The sequence below is a fragment of the Psychromonas sp. KJ10-10 genome, from assembly GCF_047323245.1.
In the GTDB taxonomy this organism is placed as follows: Bacteria; Pseudomonadota; Gammaproteobacteria; order Enterobacterales; family Psychromonadaceae; genus Psychromonas.
Map to the genome: position 1 here is coordinate 3,428,583 of NZ_CP178826.1, position 15,544 is coordinate 3,444,126.

16 protein-coding genes and 4 pseudogenes are annotated in these 15,544 nt (G+C 36.3%); 3 read left to right on the top strand and 17 right to left on the bottom strand.

All coding sequences use genetic code 11. From position 1 onward, the window contains the following. Positions 1-101: 101 nt before the first annotated feature. The 6 genes and pseudogenes from ACLKMH_RS19765 to ACLKMH_RS19790 form a co-directional block, all read right to left on the bottom strand. Positions 102-1,128, bottom strand: a pseudogene (locus ACLKMH_RS19765) (IS630 family transposase). Positions 1,129-1,398: 270 nt separating this feature from the next. Continuing rightward, positions 1,399-2,253, bottom strand: coding sequence for an EAL domain-containing protein (locus ACLKMH_RS19770; RefSeq protein WP_413699638.1), 855 nt, complete (start codon positions 2,251-2,253; stop codon positions 1,399-1,401). A 7-nt stretch (positions 2,254-2,260) separates the two neighbouring features. Next, positions 2,261-2,500, bottom strand: coding sequence for a diguanylate cyclase domain-containing protein (locus ACLKMH_RS19775; protein WP_413702412.1), 240 nt, complete (start codon positions 2,498-2,500; stop codon positions 2,261-2,263). Between the two features lie 69 nt (positions 2,501-2,569). After that, entirely contained in the window at positions 2,570-3,259 is a 690-nt protein-coding gene (locus tag ACLKMH_RS19780; RefSeq protein WP_413699639.1) for a PAS domain S-box protein, read from the bottom strand. Then, positions 3,244-3,543, bottom strand: coding sequence for a hypothetical protein (locus tag ACLKMH_RS19785; RefSeq protein WP_413699640.1), 300 nt, complete (start codon positions 3,541-3,543; stop codon positions 3,244-3,246). The genes ACLKMH_RS19780 and ACLKMH_RS19785 overlap by 16 nt, the downstream gene beginning before the upstream one ends. A 46-nt stretch (positions 3,544-3,589) precedes the next feature. Next, complete coding sequence (locus ACLKMH_RS19790) at positions 3,590-5,290, bottom strand: PAS domain-containing protein (RefSeq protein ID WP_413699641.1); 1,701 nt, start codon at positions 5,288-5,290, stop codon at positions 3,590-3,592. 351 nt (positions 5,291-5,641) lie between these two features. Between ACLKMH_RS19790 and ACLKMH_RS19795 the strand changes: the two are divergent. Both ACLKMH_RS19795 and ACLKMH_RS19800 read left to right on the top strand, forming a co-directional pair. Then, positions 5,642-6,379: pseudogene (locus ACLKMH_RS19795) on the top strand (IS3 family transposase); the annotation flags it as partial. Positions 6,380-6,383: 4 nt separating this feature from the next. Beyond that, positions 6,384-6,542 (top strand): IS3 family transposase, encoded by a 159-nt coding sequence (locus ACLKMH_RS19800; protein ID WP_413699642.1) that lies wholly within the window; start codon positions 6,384-6,386, stop codon positions 6,540-6,542. Positions 6,543-6,545: 3 nt separating this feature from the next. On the opposite strand, the pseudogene ACLKMH_RS19805 reads toward ACLKMH_RS19800, so the two are convergent. From ACLKMH_RS19805 to ACLKMH_RS19820, 4 genes and pseudogenes are all read right to left on the bottom strand, one after another. After that, positions 6,546-6,929 (bottom strand): annotated as a pseudogene (locus tag ACLKMH_RS19805) (CheR family methyltransferase); the annotation flags it as partial. 36 nt (positions 6,930-6,965) lie between these two features. After that, positions 6,966-7,871, bottom strand: coding sequence for a chemotaxis protein CheB (locus ACLKMH_RS19810; RefSeq protein ID WP_413699643.1), 906 nt, complete (start codon positions 7,869-7,871; stop codon positions 6,966-6,968). Positions 7,872-8,418: 547 nt separating this feature from the next. Continuing rightward, positions 8,419-9,558, bottom strand: a complete 1,140-nt coding sequence (locus ACLKMH_RS19815) for an ISAs1 family transposase (protein WP_413699644.1) — start codon at positions 9,556-9,558, stop codon at positions 8,419-8,421. A gap of 118 nt (positions 9,559-9,676) precedes the next feature. After that, entirely contained in the window at positions 9,677-10,147 is a 471-nt protein-coding gene (locus ACLKMH_RS19820) for a hypothetical protein (RefSeq protein WP_413699645.1), read from the bottom strand. 921 nt (positions 10,148-11,068) lie between these two features. Between ACLKMH_RS19820 and ACLKMH_RS19825 the strand changes: the two genes are divergently transcribed. Next, on the top strand, positions 11,069-11,281 hold the full coding sequence (locus ACLKMH_RS19825) for a hypothetical protein (RefSeq protein WP_413699646.1): 213 nt from the start codon (positions 11,069-11,071) through the stop codon (positions 11,279-11,281). A gap of 271 nt (positions 11,282-11,552) precedes the next feature. On the opposite strand, the gene ACLKMH_RS19830 is transcribed toward ACLKMH_RS19825, so the two are convergent. The 7 genes and pseudogenes from ACLKMH_RS19830 to ACLKMH_RS19860 form a co-directional block, all read right to left on the bottom strand. Beyond that, positions 11,553-11,867, bottom strand: a complete 315-nt coding sequence (locus ACLKMH_RS19830) for a helix-turn-helix domain-containing protein (RefSeq protein WP_413699647.1) — start codon at positions 11,865-11,867, stop codon at positions 11,553-11,555. Next, positions 11,854-12,186 (bottom strand): type II toxin-antitoxin system RelE/ParE family toxin, encoded by a 333-nt coding sequence (locus ACLKMH_RS19835; RefSeq protein ID WP_413699648.1) that lies wholly within the window; start codon positions 12,184-12,186, stop codon positions 11,854-11,856. Before ACLKMH_RS19835 ends, ACLKMH_RS19830 begins: the two co-directional genes overlap by 14 nt. Positions 12,187-12,335: 149 nt before the next feature. Next, a complete protein-coding gene (locus ACLKMH_RS19840; RefSeq protein ID WP_413699649.1) occupies positions 12,336-13,436 on the bottom strand; it encodes a ComEC/Rec2 family competence protein in 1,101 nt (366 codons plus the stop codon). 101 nt (positions 13,437-13,537) lie between these two features. Further along, entirely contained in the window at positions 13,538-13,702 is a 165-nt protein-coding gene (locus ACLKMH_RS19845) for an HNH endonuclease (RefSeq protein ID WP_413699650.1), read from the bottom strand. Between the two features lie 54 nt (positions 13,703-13,756). Continuing rightward, positions 13,757-13,942: a hypothetical protein gene (locus ACLKMH_RS19850; protein ID WP_413699651.1), complete on the bottom strand. Its 186-nt coding sequence runs from the start codon at positions 13,940-13,942 to the stop codon at positions 13,757-13,759. A 23-nt stretch (positions 13,943-13,965) separates the two neighbouring features. Continuing rightward, positions 13,966-14,286, bottom strand: coding sequence for a hypothetical protein (locus ACLKMH_RS19855; RefSeq protein WP_413699652.1), 321 nt, complete (start codon positions 14,284-14,286; stop codon positions 13,966-13,968). A gap of 87 nt (positions 14,287-14,373) precedes the next feature. After that, positions 14,374-15,372, bottom strand: a pseudogene (locus ACLKMH_RS19860) (IS3 family transposase); the annotation flags it as partial. Between the last annotated feature and the right edge of the window lie 172 nt (positions 15,373-15,544).

Below are 15,544 nucleotides of genomic sequence, written 5' to 3' on the forward strand. Positions count from 1 at the left end.
AAAAACGAGATACAATTAAGTATCAATCACTTAAAGAAATGTATCATACAGTACTGTATCGTTTGGCTTATCCAGAAGTGAGGTTATATACCCATCCCACTTCAAGATGCAGGTGTTAGCTTTTGAAAGTTGTCATTAATTCGACTCGATAATGAGTCTCCTATCTCAGGAAGTTTACTTTCAAAAAACTGATCAATCTGTTCTCGAAATTCTTGGGCACTAGAAAAATATTTATTATTTCTCACGTGCTCATTCATTACTTTCCACAGTCGCTCTATTGGATTCAAATTGGGGCTGAAAGGTGGTAAATAATGAAGTTGAATATTAAGTTCATTCGCTTTGTTTTTTACTATATTTGAACGATGATAAGCTCGCGCCATCTAGTATCAAATGAATACTCAGATCCGGCGGATGTTGTGCCCTCAATTCAGCTAAGAAAATATTAATATAATCACTATTTACTTTTTCATAACGTTTAACAACCGCCGAACCAATTTCGCTTAAGTTAATAGCGCCAATAATATTTAATCGTGTTCGACTTCCGGTTGTCTCAATACTTTTATCTTGGCCCGTTTGGATCCCCCCACATGTTACTTTAGTCGCCTGAGTTGGATGCATTGCATCCATAAACAAAATAGGTGCCTTACCTGCGGTAGCTTTGAGTTGTTTGTAATACTCGATAAATTCAGCTTGCATATCGGCATCAAATTTATAAGGAACACCTTTTGGATATTTGTAACTAAATTTATGTTGATGCAACCATTTATTCAGTCCAGAAACACTAAATGAGATATTCCAAGTATCGAAAATGTAATCAATAATTTGGTAAGAATATCGATAGGTATTATTGGATAAATGAAGTATCAAAGCCTCTGTTTGAGCAACAGATAAATAACCGTTAGAGCCACCATTTTCAGGCTTTAATTTGCCCGTCGCAAGATATTCATTGATATGTCGATTAACACTTGTCTCATGAATGAGTAAAGCTTCCGCAATTTGACTAGTAGACCACCCATTTGAATGGTGGATAATTGCTTTAATACGATCACAAACACGCTTATCACGCGTTTCGTGATGTAACTGCATTAATTTATGCTTTTGGTCAGAAGTGAGGTTTATTTTTTGCATTGAGGTAGCATGATCCTCATTAAGCTAAAAATCAATGAAGATACAAAGTTCAGCAAGTTGTGAGGTGAGTAACTTCTGGACAGAAAGTTGAAGATATAATTGGTTCAGTCAAGACTTTCTAACAACGAAGGTGCTACCTAACAGCTTACCTTGCGGGTCACTAGCTCGAAAGGCCATCATGTTGCACCTTGCCTTGCAGTTCAAGCTAACGAGTGAACAAAGCATCTCGATTGGTAACGTGCATAAACACTATAATACTCTCTGTAGCTATTATGGAAGTAGTTTGCGTGATAGCTTTATATATTGAAGTACTTCATGCTTTGGCATTGGTTTATGGTAATAAAACCCCTGAACCACATCGCAACCAATGTGCTTTAAATAGTCGACTTGCTCTTGTGTCTCCACTCCTTCACAAATAATGTCTAAAGATAGCCCTTGTACCAGTTGAATGAGCGTATTTAATATTAAGAGGTTGTCGCTGTTTTGCGTTAAAATATCATCAATGAAGCATTTATCTATTTTGATAACTTCAAAAGCCAGTTTCTTCAAACTATAAATAGATGAATAACCAGTACCAAAATCATCCAAAACAATTTTAAACCCATGTGTTTGCAACTCATCTATTGCATCAATAATCATAGAGCTCGTTTCAAATATGGTTGATTCGGTCACTTCAATATGGATATAAGGAACAACCTTGGGATGCATTTCAACTAAATGAGATATTAGTTTCAAAATAGAAGCATCTGCCAACTGAGGCGCGACTAAATTTATAGAGACAGGCCAATGAAAGCCAGATAGAAGCCAGGCATTTACTTGGATAAAAACATTGTTTAGAATTTTTTTCCCAAGTTTTATTAATAAATGGTCATGTTCGATATATGGCAAAAACTGATGCGGTGTACGTACCTCTTTTCCTTGAAAATTCCAACGAACAAGACTTTCAAAACCAACAATTTCATTAGTGATAATATTATCTCGCGGTTGGTAGTACATCACAAAATTATTTGCCTTTAGGTCGTTTTCAATATCAATGAGCAAGTTGGCTTTTTGTTGCTGTTGATCAAATTCCTTTTGGTTAAATAAATGAAACTGATTCTGTTTATGCTTTTTGGCATAGTACATAGCTGAGTCAATCTGCTTTTATCAAACCATCTTTATTTAACGCATCCTTAGGGTATAACGCAACACCAATGCTGGCTTTGCAGGTGTATTGAATATCAAATAAATTATATGGTTCCGCTAGGTTAATGTTTAACTTCTGAGCTATTTTGGTTAATACATTGTCGGTGAATTCACCTTTAAGTAGCATTACAAATTCATCACCTCCTACACGAGCGACAATATCTACTTTTTTCACTAAGTTTTTAATCGACTCGAGAAAGCCACTAGCAAAGCGTCACCATAATTATGACCGTGCTTATCATTTAAATATTTAAACTTATCTAAATCTAAAAAAGAGTGCTAAGTTTTCACCCTCACGCTGTGCTTCTTGAAATAACTCATCAAAATGCAATTCAAATCCTTGGCGATTATATAGGGTAGTCAGCGGGTCTTGTTCAGCCAAGGTATGTAAGAGTGTTTCTTTTTCAACTTGCTCATCAATATTTTCAAAAATACCAATATAATGTAACGGTATTTGTGAAAAATCATCTTCAGGAAATACTACGGTAAGAGTAAGTCGCTGGTAAAAGGAACTTTGTTCTTTATGGTTTGCTTTTATAATGCCGGTTGCACTTCCCATACTATTTGCGGCTTGAAACAGCTCGGTATATTTTTCGACATCCGTATAGTTTTCACAATGAATACTCGGCTTTTTACCTACCATTTCATTTAATGTATAGCCACATACCTTGGTATAAGCTGGATTAACATGTTGAATATTAAAATATTTATCTGTAATAAAAATAGCTTCTTGAGTGTTCTCAAACACTAGTTGATGAAGCTTTAATGACTCTGTTAATCGATGCTCTTCTGCCACTGAAATGAGTGTCAGAAAGTAAAGCGTATGAGAATTGACCTCTCTTACAGTAACGAAAGCTTTTACTTGTCCTCTGTGATTGACATCATGTAACTCTATAGTTAAACCTTCTTGAAGGCCTGTTTGAACCCAAGTTAAAAAATTAGCCAACCCTTTAACAATATAGGTAGTAAAATTTTTTCATTTAACACTGCCGTATCTGTAAGGTTTAAAATTCGACGAGCTTGAGTATTAGCATCAATGATTTTAAATTCCTGACTCAACACAAGGTAACTAACAGGTGCGTGTTCATAAAGTGCTAAAAATTGCTCCTGAGAAGACGTCAGTCTAGTAATTTGTTTATGTAATTGCACATAATCTTGTTGTGTTATTTCCTGCTTTTCCTCTCTCTGGGAAGCGTCAAAAGAGGCTTTATCAACAATATTTGACTCCATACTTCTCCTTCTCAAGGAAGTCTATCCTCTAAATTTTAATTAACGATTATTTAGCATCGCTATTATTTTCATCTAAAGGGGCTATAAAAAAAGTACCTAACATAGAAATAGGCTCTCCAGTTTCATCGTCAACCTCGAATAAGGTGTCGTTTGATAATAAGGTCAAAAACTCCTGGGTATGCTTATGTTTAAAGCGGTATTTTAGTGGAATGCAATCACCCAGTTTACTATTTTTAACTTCATCCATGTGAGTTAAAATCGAATTAACATCATCGGGATGAAATAACCCCATAAACTCTTCACCCGTTAGCTGATTAATATCTTCTAACGTGTAGCCCAATAACTTGGTATACGCCGGATTCATAAAGATATTGAGATCCCTTTTGGTAATCATAAATATAAATACCATTGAGTGTGGAATTGAAAATAACTTCAAGTTTCTGCGATTTTTTTCAAGTGAGTTTTTTATTTCAATATCTTTAGTAATATTTTTGATCGAACCAATAACTTTGTTTGCCTGTTTATGAGCGCTAAACGAAACCACTGACTCAAGGGATACCCATATTTCATTGCGGTTATCGTCATAGGCACGATAAACATAGGGCTCTGTCGTTTTACCTGATAATAAGTCGGTGAAATATTCTTCTAACGCATTTCTCCATTCTGGATGCGCAAGACCAATAAACGCTTCATATGACGGGGTGAATTTTTCCAAATCTTTTTTGAAGATAGCAAATATCCCTTTACTCCAAGTGATAGTACCTTCAGGCACATTCCATAACCATGACCCCATATTAGCTAATGATTCTGTTTCTTCTAATAAGTTATTAGTTCTTTCCAATTCAGAAGATAATTCATTTAAGCGTAACTGGTTTTGGGCCTTTTCATCGTAGGCCATGCGTAATTCAGCATAAGCTGTTTGTAGTTCTTCATTGGTAGATTGAAGCTCTTCATTGGTGGTCTCAAGCTCTTCATTTGAACTTTGTAATTCTTCATTCGAACTTTGCAACTCTTCATTCATTGATTGCATTTCCTCATTTGAGGTCTCAAGCTCTTCAATAATCGTTTGCAATTGTTCTTTTGCTTTTAAAAGTTGACGCTCTTGCTCTTTCGCAAGGGTATTATCGCCTACCGGTTCATCCCCTGTAGTGAGAGGTAAATCAAGAGAATCTTCAATTTGACAAAAAATTAAAATTAATCGTCCCATACCGGGTTGATGTGGAATATCGATTAAATTTAATCGAGTCCATTTTAACTCTTCCTCTAAACTAATACGTTGAAATGCGGTATTAACCGATGGTTGTCCTGCATTAAGAATGTGCACAGCAGATCGCAAATCAATTGATAATGTGGGGTGTAAATTTTGATAAATATTATTTGTCGGAATCCCTTCAGGACGAACCATTAACGGATTTTTACCATGCGTATAAACAATATCCATATTTTCATTAATTAAAATGGCATACGGCAACATGGTTTTTTGTAACGTTTCACCAATTAAGTCGTTTAACGGGCTGGCGTTTTCTTTTTTAGTTTCAGCGGGTGGCTTAGCCTGAATGTTAGGTACATAGTCAGCAATAATTTGTCTAGCTAAATTTTTTGAAGGGGCAACTTTTTTACCAACAAAAGCGACCTCATAAATCTTCCCTGTTTTAGACAAAGGCCTAAAATTGTCTTGGTAAATACCAAGAGATTCAGATTGCCCTAAAAACAGCAAGCCTTTCGGGTTTAATGCGTAGTGAAACACAGGAAATATGTAGTGGTTTAATATTACCGGACACTTCTAAAGACTTCAGTTAATATGTCTAGTAGAGGTAGATTATGAAGAAGAAAACAACACGTCCAGTATTTACAGTAGAATTTAAACAAAGTGCAGTAAAGTTGGTTACTGAAAAGGATACAGTAGGCAAGAAGGCGCTAACAATCTCGGTGTATCACTGAGTGCCATTACACGTTGGGTAAGAATTGAAACTCATACAGATTCAAAGCCAGGCTCTAAACAATCAACATTAAACATATCAGAGCGAGCAGAACTAGAGGCGTTACGTAAAGAAAACAACCGATTAAAAATGGAGCGTGACATCCTAAAAAAGGCCACAGTCTTCTTTGCGAACGAAAAAGAATAAGATTTCAATTTATTCTAAAACATAAAGAAGACTGGCCAATTAGAGTAATGTGTCGCGTGATGAAAGTAAGCTCAAGTGCATTTTATGATTGGATACATGCACCAATCAAGCCTTTTGATGCGCCAGAATTTCATTTGGACAGCGCAGTAAAAAGCACATTCAAAGAGCATAAAATGACTTTAGGTAGCAGACGTATGGTGACTGAACTAGCAAAGAAAAACATTGTTATTGGTCGCTTTAAAGCACGCTCTACAATGCGTAAATTGGGCCTTGTCGCTCGCTATCCGAAGAAATTTAAAACGACCACCGATAGCAACCATAGTAATCGAATTGAGCCGAATAAACTAAATAGAAAATTCACAGTTAATGAGAGTGATCGTGTTTGGACAACAGATATTACTTATATCGCTACGCATCAAGGGTTTATCTATTTAGCAGTCGTGATGGACTTATATTCACGCCGTATTGTGGGTTGGACAATTGCAGATAATATGCGCACTGAGTTATGTAGTAATGCACTGAATATGGCCTACTGGCAAAGAAAACCAACTTCTGGTCTGTTGCACCACTCAGACAGAGGTAGCCAGTATACTAGTGATGATTATAGAAAATTACTAAATACGATGAAAATGAATGTGAGTATGAGTGGCAAAGGTGAATGCTGGGATAATGCACCGACAGAAACGCTTCTTCCGAAGTTTAAAGCATGAGCAATTGAACTATGAAACATTCAAAACAAAGAAAGCGACTGAGCTAAGTATTTTAGATTATCTTGCTTATTACAATGGTAAACGCCCGCATTCAGTTAATGGGTATTTATCACCAATTCAATATGAAAATAAAGTCGCTAAAAAGGTGTCCGGTTTTTATTGACCATTACAATATTTGTCTTTGCAATTCAAGGTTAAAATAAATTAACAGGTTACGGCATGAAAGAAGATCTAAACGTAAAAAAGGTGGATCGTTAGTGACATCATGCACGGAGAAAATAACGTGAGCTTTAATAGGCTTTATAACTTCAAAACTTTCACCACAAACAGTAAAAAACTTACGTTTAATTGCTTGTGGCAAATTTTGTAACGCACTTTCAGGATAAATTCCATTTCGAGCAAAATCTATAGCGTGTTTATCGATGTCAGTAGCAAAAATTTGTAATTTATAATCGTTGACCTTCTCACCTAATATCTCGGTAAATAAAATAGCAATAGAATAAGCTTCTTCTCCGGTAGAGCATCCACTGACCCATACTCGAAGAATATTACTGTCTTTATTCTCTAGATAATGGCTTAGCTCATCTTATAGTCTAAGAAAGGCCGTTGTATCTCTAAAAAATGATGTGACTCCAATAAGCATATCATTAAAAAGAATTTCTATTTCTGCTTCATTTTCATCTAAGTAATTAAAGTAAGATTGTACTTTAGGCACCTTTAATGCTGTCATACGGCGCTCAATACGTCGCATGATAGTGCTTTCTTTATACAAGGTGAAATCTATCTTTTGACGGCGTTTTATTTTTCTAAGAATTCCTGAATAGAGCTCTCTAGGTACAGTTGTTTCTATTTCTAAAGGTACACGGCGAGGAAAGGTAACAATGCTTTTTAATTCTATTCCAATTTCATCAGGCGGTAAGATTAAATCAACATTCCCAGAATTAATTGCAGAATTAGGCATGCCATCAAATTTAGCGGTATTAGGGTCTTGTGCTATGCCAAAACCACCTTCGCCCTTAATGGCTCTAAGACCTCGAGAACCATCAGTTCCTGTACCTGACAAGACAATACCTATTGCGCTTTCGCCTTTTGCAAAAGCAATTGATTCAAATAACATATCAACAGAAGGTCTAGGAGTATGACGAATCTCACTAGTAGCGGATAAGGTAATTAAATTATCACGTGTTATTTCGACATTATAGTTCGGAGGGCAAATATAAAAGGTATTTGGGAGTAATTTCACTTTATTAACTGCGACCAACACCGGGATAGTTGCATTTTTTTCAAGTAAATCAACCAACATACTTTTGTGCGAAGGTGATAAATGCTGGGCTAATATAAAGCTCATTCCACTAGCAGGCGGTAAGTTTGCCACTAATCCTTGGAGAGCCTCTAAACCACCAGCGCTCGCACCAATACCTACCACGACTAAAGGAATGTCATCGGTAACAGTTGTATTATCTATTTTGTCATTATTATCTTCTAGGGCCATTCATTACATCCCGTAAATTTATATGAAATAATCATAACACGTGGTTTTTTCAACACATTATTTAATATAGTTAAACATATGTGATTTTTCGGAAGCTCCCTAACGTTATGTGATATGGATCTTATTTTCAGAGGGATTTTGTGCATTTTTTTAATTAACGGAATTGATATACCCGTTACCATTCAAGATACAAAGTTGAGCAAGTTGTGAGGAGAGTAAATTCTGGGCGGAAAGTTGAAAATATAATTGGTTAAATCAAGACTTTCTAACAACGAAGGTGCTTGCTTCACAACTTGACTTGTGGGGCGTTAGCTCGAAAAACAATTCATCGTTGCAACATTCGATAAGGGCTAGCCATTTAAGATGTAAATACTTGTTTTTACATCTACCGGCAGAGGATTGACGTAGTTAATCGCTCGAGAGGTCATCATGTTGCGCCTTGCTGTCCGAGCTAACGACTGAACAAAACATCTCGATTGGTAACGAGTATATAACCCTTCAGATCAGTTTATAAAGAATAAGGAAACACTTTCCCATTTATCCACGGCTAGCGCATTTTAATCCCTGATTCTAGCAGGGTTGAGCGATATTCATCGTCTAACCCTGCCATCTTCTTTTTCCTTGCCATACTCGCCTTCTTACTTTCATCTTGTTTAAACAGCGCCATCGCGATTTTTCTCATGACATTGAAAACTAATGGGCCTTGTTTTTTTCTTATACGGGATTCATCCTCTCTGAAGGTCATATCTAGTACCCAGTGCATACTTTCTACTTGCCAGTGACTACGAACTGCCTTTGACCCTTGCTCTGCATTCAAATCGAGTGAACTAATATACCAGCGAATTTCTTCTGTTTCTTTACCCGTTGATTGTTCATGAATTTTAGCGTGAATTCTTATAATACTTCTAAGCCCTGACCATTGATAGTTTTTACCTAGCCAACTTTTATCAATCAGTAACTGTTCACATGTTCGTGTTTCAATACGACCATGACCTGAGTCTATTTCTGTATGCTTCGCGTGATTCTTTTCGGATAAACCTTTCCGCTGGCTTTTATGCCACCAAGCTTCTAGTTCTGCCTGCATGCCAGAGTGATTGCCTTTAAGTGCTAGAATATAATCCGCTTTTTGTTTGATTATTTGCGCCGCTATCGCTTTCTGACAGCCCATAGCATCAAGTGTCACTATGCTATTTTCAATATCCAACATGCTTAATAAAAATTCTGGGATTGCAGTAATCTCATTACTTTTTTCATTTACTGCCGTTTGCCCTAACACTAGTTGGTGTTGGCAACTCCATGCGCTGACGGTATGGAGTGCATTTTTTCTGTCTTTGGTAGTAAATGATCGTCTCGCTGTTTTACCATCAATAGCAATAACATCACAGCCAGTTACTTTTACAAGTGACGATATCCATGATTGGAAGGCGTGCTCTATTTCGTTTGCTTTTAAGCGACAGATAACACGGGCAATGGTATCGTGTTTAGGGATACCAGCTTCAAAATTACGGTACTGTCTCAACCAATCAAGCTTTAAATGCCCAAAGTCTTCAATATCCTCCCATCCTTCTGCGCCTGATATGACGGCACTTATAGCAAGTAGAAGAATATCGAGTAAGTTATGTTTTTTACAACGTTCAATGCGAGGATCTGAGATTGAATTAAAGTGTTCCAAAAAAGTAGCGCTCATATTATGTTACCAAGTATATTATTATGCTTGATCTGATCGCTACTTATTCAAAAAGTTCAATTTATAATGATCTTGCCGTGCCCAATTATCCATGTTGGGATTAATGTTATTTCATTTTTTAAATTGTGCTCTTTAAGTTTTCGAGGTGATCATCGAAACGTTTTAAAACTAACTCAAGCGCGATAGTCGCTTTGTTAAAGTACTCTTCTGCAGAGATACTTGGTGTGGGAATTAAAATTTGCTTATTAATTGCATTTAATAGGTCATCAATAGGAGCGTTGTCGCAAATTTGCAGGAACAAGAATTCATTAATACTATCTCTTAATGAACCTAGCTTTAGACGTTGAATATTATTAAATTCTTTTCTGGTTGCGATACTAGTGCCTATCGCACGTGCTTGACCAATATGTTCGGCGGTGATCAATAATTGCGACCAGAGAATATTGGAGTTATCTTTATTGCTATAAATATGCTCAAGAAGGTGATGATGTTCTGCACACTCTTCAATTAAGCGCAACAAGTTGTCAATTAAATTACAATGTTGTATGTAGTTGTAATCACTTTCATAATTCTTATAGTTAGCCGACAAACGCAACCAATGGTCATTAAAGCCTAACCATATTAAATTTTCAATTAACCACCCTTCCTCTAAATTTAAAACTATCGCCTGCTCATCAATCGTTTTTTCGAGGGGTTTAATGCGTTTCAGAAAACGAGCTTCTCCGTGTCTGCTCGCCCATCGTTAAACCACGGTGTAACTGTATAGAAGCGAGTAGCAGGCTAAATTTTTTCAACAGCTCAACACCCTGTAACTTTTTGTTTCTCATTGCTTTCTTTTTGTTGGAATAATTCATGCTCAAAAATATAAACATGATTAAATTGAAAAAGACAGCAAATAAGAAAAAGTTAAATAATCCCATCTATTCTCGCCCTATTGTTCATCATCGCACTTCTGCAAGCCATATATATTTCTCTATTCAATATTCAAAAGGTATTCAATCATTTTTAAAGTGCTAATAACATGATCCATAGATGCTATATCCACTGAGAGGATAACTCGACAAGCTCAACAGTTCATTATTACAAAAGTGGCATTCTTATCTTTCTTAAACAAGATTAAACTTAGGTTTGAAAATTTTTGTGGTTGAATCAAGTGAGAATAACTGCTTTATGTTTAATACTACCAAATTTTTCAAAATTGTAAAAATGTACCTTTATTAAAAAATTAGGGGATAAAAAGTTTGTTTCTACCTGTGAGTTGAAAATATCAAAGAATAAATCTTAAGATATAATAAATAGGTATTCAGGATTTTGCTACTTATCAATTTATTTATATTTTGCGATAAATTGTTATGACATTTTTTAAAGCTTTAACCAGCGGTCTCTCTATTGCTATTTTAAAAAAAGCAAAATGAAACTCCCTCATTACTTAACCTTGTATTCCAACCAATTCCAACTGCTCCACAGCAAAATGCGGACATTACCTGCACTCGAATTCTGATGGTTAATCTTGCAACACGTATTACCAAAAGGTCTGCAACGAGTGAGAGATTACGGATTTTTACGAGGCAATGCCAAACAACTGCGACTACAAATATTGCTGATACTGAGGAGTGAAATAGGCACTGTAAGCACAGCAGTAAAACGTAAACATGCTATTTGTATTTGCCCATGCTGTCAGCATAAAATGCATTTTATGGGTATGAATCGACTGACAAGATAATGTGTGAAAACGCATGAACTTAAAGAGTTCATTGACACAAATGAAAATTAATAAGAGAGCGAGGTGATATGGCACCCAACAACTAAAATGCAAAATACTGATATAATTGAGGTGTCAATTGTACCTTAGTGTGACTCGCCTTTAAAAAAAGTTGCCCCATTGACCCAACCGAAAACCAATTCCACTATTTACTATATAAAGTAAAGAGCCTCGTTAGGGCTTGTTTAACACCCAGATATGGTATCGGCTGAGCGACACCTATCCTTGTTTGTTATAGCTCTGCTATGTGCGAGAGAGTTTCTGGATGACGTTGTACTAATTTCAAAAGAGTAATTGCTTGCCCATTTGGTGCACTACGTCCTTGCTCCCAGTTCTCTAAAGTACGAGAAGATGTATGAAGCAAACTAGCAAACACACCACGTGACATATTAAATTTTTCTCGAATGTGTACAATTTCACTAGGAGAAATATCAAGTTCACTGAGTTTATTAACTTGATGTGTTTTAAGTGTAAGCTTCCCCTCTGAATGTTCTTTTGCTTCAACAAGAGCCGAGCTTAATTCTGTAAATAAATCACGATTGCTCATTGCGCCATACCTCCATAAAAGTCTTTAATTGTTTCTTTTGATCTGCGGTTAAATCTGACATTTCACTTTTCCCATAAATAGTGAGTAAATAGAAACGCCGTTTTTCATCAAGGAAGTAATAAATAACACGTGAACCACTACGTTTTCCCTTCCCCTTACTTGCAACTCGAATCTTCCGCAAACCACCTGTACCTTGAATCACATCACCCTGCTTCGGGTTTGACATTAGTTCAGCTTGAAACAGTCTAAACTCGTCATCATTGAGGTGGTCATCTCGGTATTTCTCAAATATTTTTGATTCTACAAATATACATTTCATAATTAAAGTGTACGCAATTTGCGTACAGAAGGCAAGGTGGTATATAAATGAGCTATAACGCCCCTATTAACGGGCAAAATATAGTTGGCTAAAATTTGAGGGACGAAAATAGCCAACTGTATTTTGTCCTGTTGAATGGCTTGTTATAGCTATCTAAACTCAAGCGCACCGTTTTCAACAACGCCAAATGTCCCAGGCTTTATAGTTTTTCGATTTTTGACTACTGCATTTGTATAATAAGTTTTCACCTTATACACGTCCAATAAATCAATAACTTCATGATGTGGATGTGGATCATTGGAACGCCCAAACTTCCTATTTTTGTGGCTAATGAATGCTACATTTGGATCTATATAACCTAATATATAGTCAGATATATTTCCACGGCTTCCATGATGTGGAACTTTCAAATATTTGGCAGAAAGTGCATTACAACTACATTTATTAAACGGGACATGTGAATGATTACAAGTATTGATAATACGATGAAATACTGATTGATCTGCATCTCCTGTAAATAGCCAATCACCATTCGGATTTACATATTTAAACACAATGCTCGCTTGATTGGCTGTTAACTCTAAATGAGCATCTGCATAGTAGTTGGCAGACTCAAGCGAGTTATCAGAAACCCTCATACTCAAACTAATGAAAAAATAATGAACGAACATCTTAGCTTGATAGAAGTATTCATTATCATCCAGTTGAGATGCTATCAAAGGAGAATTATAATTAAGGATGTCTTCAGTTGGCAACTCAAAACCATACTCATTTAATATATTAAGGGCTTCTTGAATATTACCAGAGTCATCACCTCGTAATACTTTTTCAAAATATTGATATGGAGACTTAGGAGGGTTTAATATTGTGATATGGTTGCAAAGTTTATCACCTTCTCCAACTAACCTTACCTTTTGTATTCTTTTTATCTTTCGCCAGTCAAGTGAACCGTATTTCTGTGGTACCTTCTTTTTTATGAACTTTGCAATATTAATTATTTCTGGAAGATAATAAGGAATTGTAATGCTTTCAATGTTCTTCTCACGGAAAACTTTGGGAAAACCACCGATATGATCTTTATGTGAATGCGTTAATATCAAATGGTAATTATTTCTAGATAATTTATCTGCTACTTTAGCACTTTGAGGACCTACATCGACAAGAATAGGCGTTTGTGAAAACATACAAGAATCATCAGGAAGTAAAAGAAAAGAGTCTCCCTGACCTACATTAAAAACTTCAACCTTCATTCGTTTATACCCTCATCTGATAAATAGCTATAACGTCGCTGCTCTGCGGAAATTTAGGAGCGCTAGCGAATAAATTTTCCGTAGCGACGCCTTGTTATGGTTTAAAAGCGCCCAATATCAATTTGCAATCTACCAGCGTGGTACTCGCGATGACATTTTGGACATAATGTAATCATATTCCCAATAGATGCATCACCATCTTCTGAATACAGAACTATATGATGACCATGGTTTTTAGAGTCAACCTTATTACAGAAAAAACACATATAGGAATCTAATTCCTTCCCCTTTTTTGTGCCTTAACATGCTGATATGATCTTTTAGTCATCTGTTTTCTTTGGTCGCTGAAGAGCTAGCGCTTCATTGATTTTATTTGGTAATTCACGCCTACTTCCTTTAGCAAAAGTCCCTCTAGAATTTGGGGCAACCTCTGTCTTTGCATCAATTGCTTTCTTTAAAAGCTCATTTGCTTCTTTTTCAGTAAGCCCATCGAATTTAAGCCACAAAGCATGGTCACCAGTTGCTGGTTTTACTTCAGTAGGGCTCTTGTTTGGGCAGGTTCTAGCATTGTGCCCTTCATTATTGCATATTGAACACGGCATAAAGCGCTACCTAAAAACGTTCCGACTTCAACACTATTATCATCATTACTAATAGTAATTTTCTTACTATTCTTATCACCATAGGTAATTAGAATACTTTTGTCTGCTAGCCTTGGTAAGCCATCTTCATCAGTATCTATTTTGAATATCTCAACTTCACCATTAGCTTTTTTTATTGCAAGCATCTCGTTTGAGAAGCCGATAGCTTCATCACCTTCTTCCAATAATTCAATTTTGACTTGTTGCATTTTTCTGTCCTAGATTAGTTGCTTGTAAAAGTTGGCTCTATTATTGCTGAGTGGCAGAGAGATTACCAAATGAACCATAACGTCGCGTTAATCGGCAATAAAACTGGGCGGTATTTTTGCGTATTTTTTGCAAAAATGACGAACTGTTTTAGTGTCCGATTTAAACGCCCTTGTTAGGCTGTAATGGTCAATAAAACCGGACACCTTTTTAGCGACTTTATTTTCATATTGAATTGGTGATAAATACCCATTAACTGAATGCGGGCGTTTACCATTGTAATAAGCAAGATAATCTAAAATACTTAGCTCAGTCGCTTTCTTTGTTTTGAATGTTTCATAGTTCAATTGCTCATGCTTTAAACTTCGGAAGAAGCGTTCTGTCGGTGCATTATCCCAGCATTCACCTTTGCCACTCATACTCACATTCATTTTCATCGTATTTAGTAATTTTCTATAATCATCACTAGTATACTGGCTACCTCTGTCTGAGTGGTGCAACAGACCAGAAGTTGGTTTTCTTTGCCAGTAGGCCATATTCAGTGCATTACTACATAACTCAGTGCGCATATTATCTGCAATTGTCCAACCCACAATACGGCGTGAATATAAGTCCATCACGACTGCTAAATAGATAAACCCTTGATGCGTAGCGATATAAGTAATATCTGTTGTCCAAACACGATCACTCTCATTAACTGTGAATTTTCTATTTAGTTTATTCGGCTCAATTCGATTACTATGGTTGCTATCGGTGGTCGTTTTAAATTTCTTCGGATAGCGAGCGACAAGGCCCAATTTACGCATTGTAGAGCGTGCTTTAAAGCGACCAATAACAATGTTTTTCTTTGCTAGTTCAGTCACCATACGTCTGCTACCTAAAGTCATTTTATGCTCTTTGAATGTGCTTTTTACTGCGCTGTCCAAATGAAATTCTGGCGCATCAAAAGGCTTGATTGGTGCATGTATCCAATCATAAAATGCACTTGAGCTTACTTTCATCACGCGACACATTACTCTAATTGGCCAGTCTTCTTTATGTTTTAGAATAAATTGAAATCTTATTCTTTTTCGTTCGCAAAGAAGACTGTGGCCTTTTTTAGGATGTCACGCTCCATTTTTAATCGGTTGTTTTCTTTACGTAACGCCTCTAGTTCTGCTCGCTCTGATATGTTTAATGTTGATTGTTTAGAGCCTGGCTTTGAATCTGTATGAGTTTCAATTCTTACCCAACGTGTAATGGCACTCAGTGATACACCGA

Bases quoted from the DNA above. Each gene is read 5' to 3' on its own strand.
- ACLKMH_RS19770 (WP_413699638.1), bottom strand. From the start codon at position 2,253: ATGTACTATGCCAAAAAGCATAAACAGAATCAGTTTCATTTATTTAAC.
- ACLKMH_RS19785 (WP_413699640.1), bottom strand. From the start codon at position 3,543: ATGGAGTCAAATATTGTTGATAAAGCCTCTTTTGACGCTTCCCAGAGA.
- ACLKMH_RS19810 (WP_413699643.1), bottom strand. From the start codon at position 7,871: ATGGCCCTAGAAGATAATAATGACAAAATAGATAATACAACTGTTACC.
- ACLKMH_RS19815 (WP_413699644.1), bottom strand. From the start codon at position 9,558: ATGAGCGCTACTTTTTTGGAACACTTTAATTCAATCTCAGATCCTCGC.
- ACLKMH_RS19830 (WP_413699647.1), bottom strand. From the start codon at position 11,867: ATGAGCAATCGTGATTTATTTACAGAATTAAGCTCGGCTCTTGTTGAA.
- ACLKMH_RS19835 (WP_413699648.1), bottom strand. From the start codon at position 12,186: ATGAAATGTATATTTGTAGAATCAAAAATATTTGAGAAATACCGAGAT.
- ACLKMH_RS19840 (WP_413699649.1), bottom strand. From the start codon at position 13,436: ATGAAGGTTGAAGTTTTTAATGTAGGTCAGGGAGACTCTTTTCTTTTA.
- ACLKMH_RS19845 (WP_413699650.1), bottom strand. From the start codon at position 13,702: ATGTGTTTTTTCTGTAATAAGGTTGACTCTAAAAACCATGGTCATCAT.
- ACLKMH_RS19855 (WP_413699652.1), bottom strand. From the start codon at position 14,286: ATGCAACAAGTCAAAATTGAATTATTGGAAGAAGGTGATGAAGCTATC.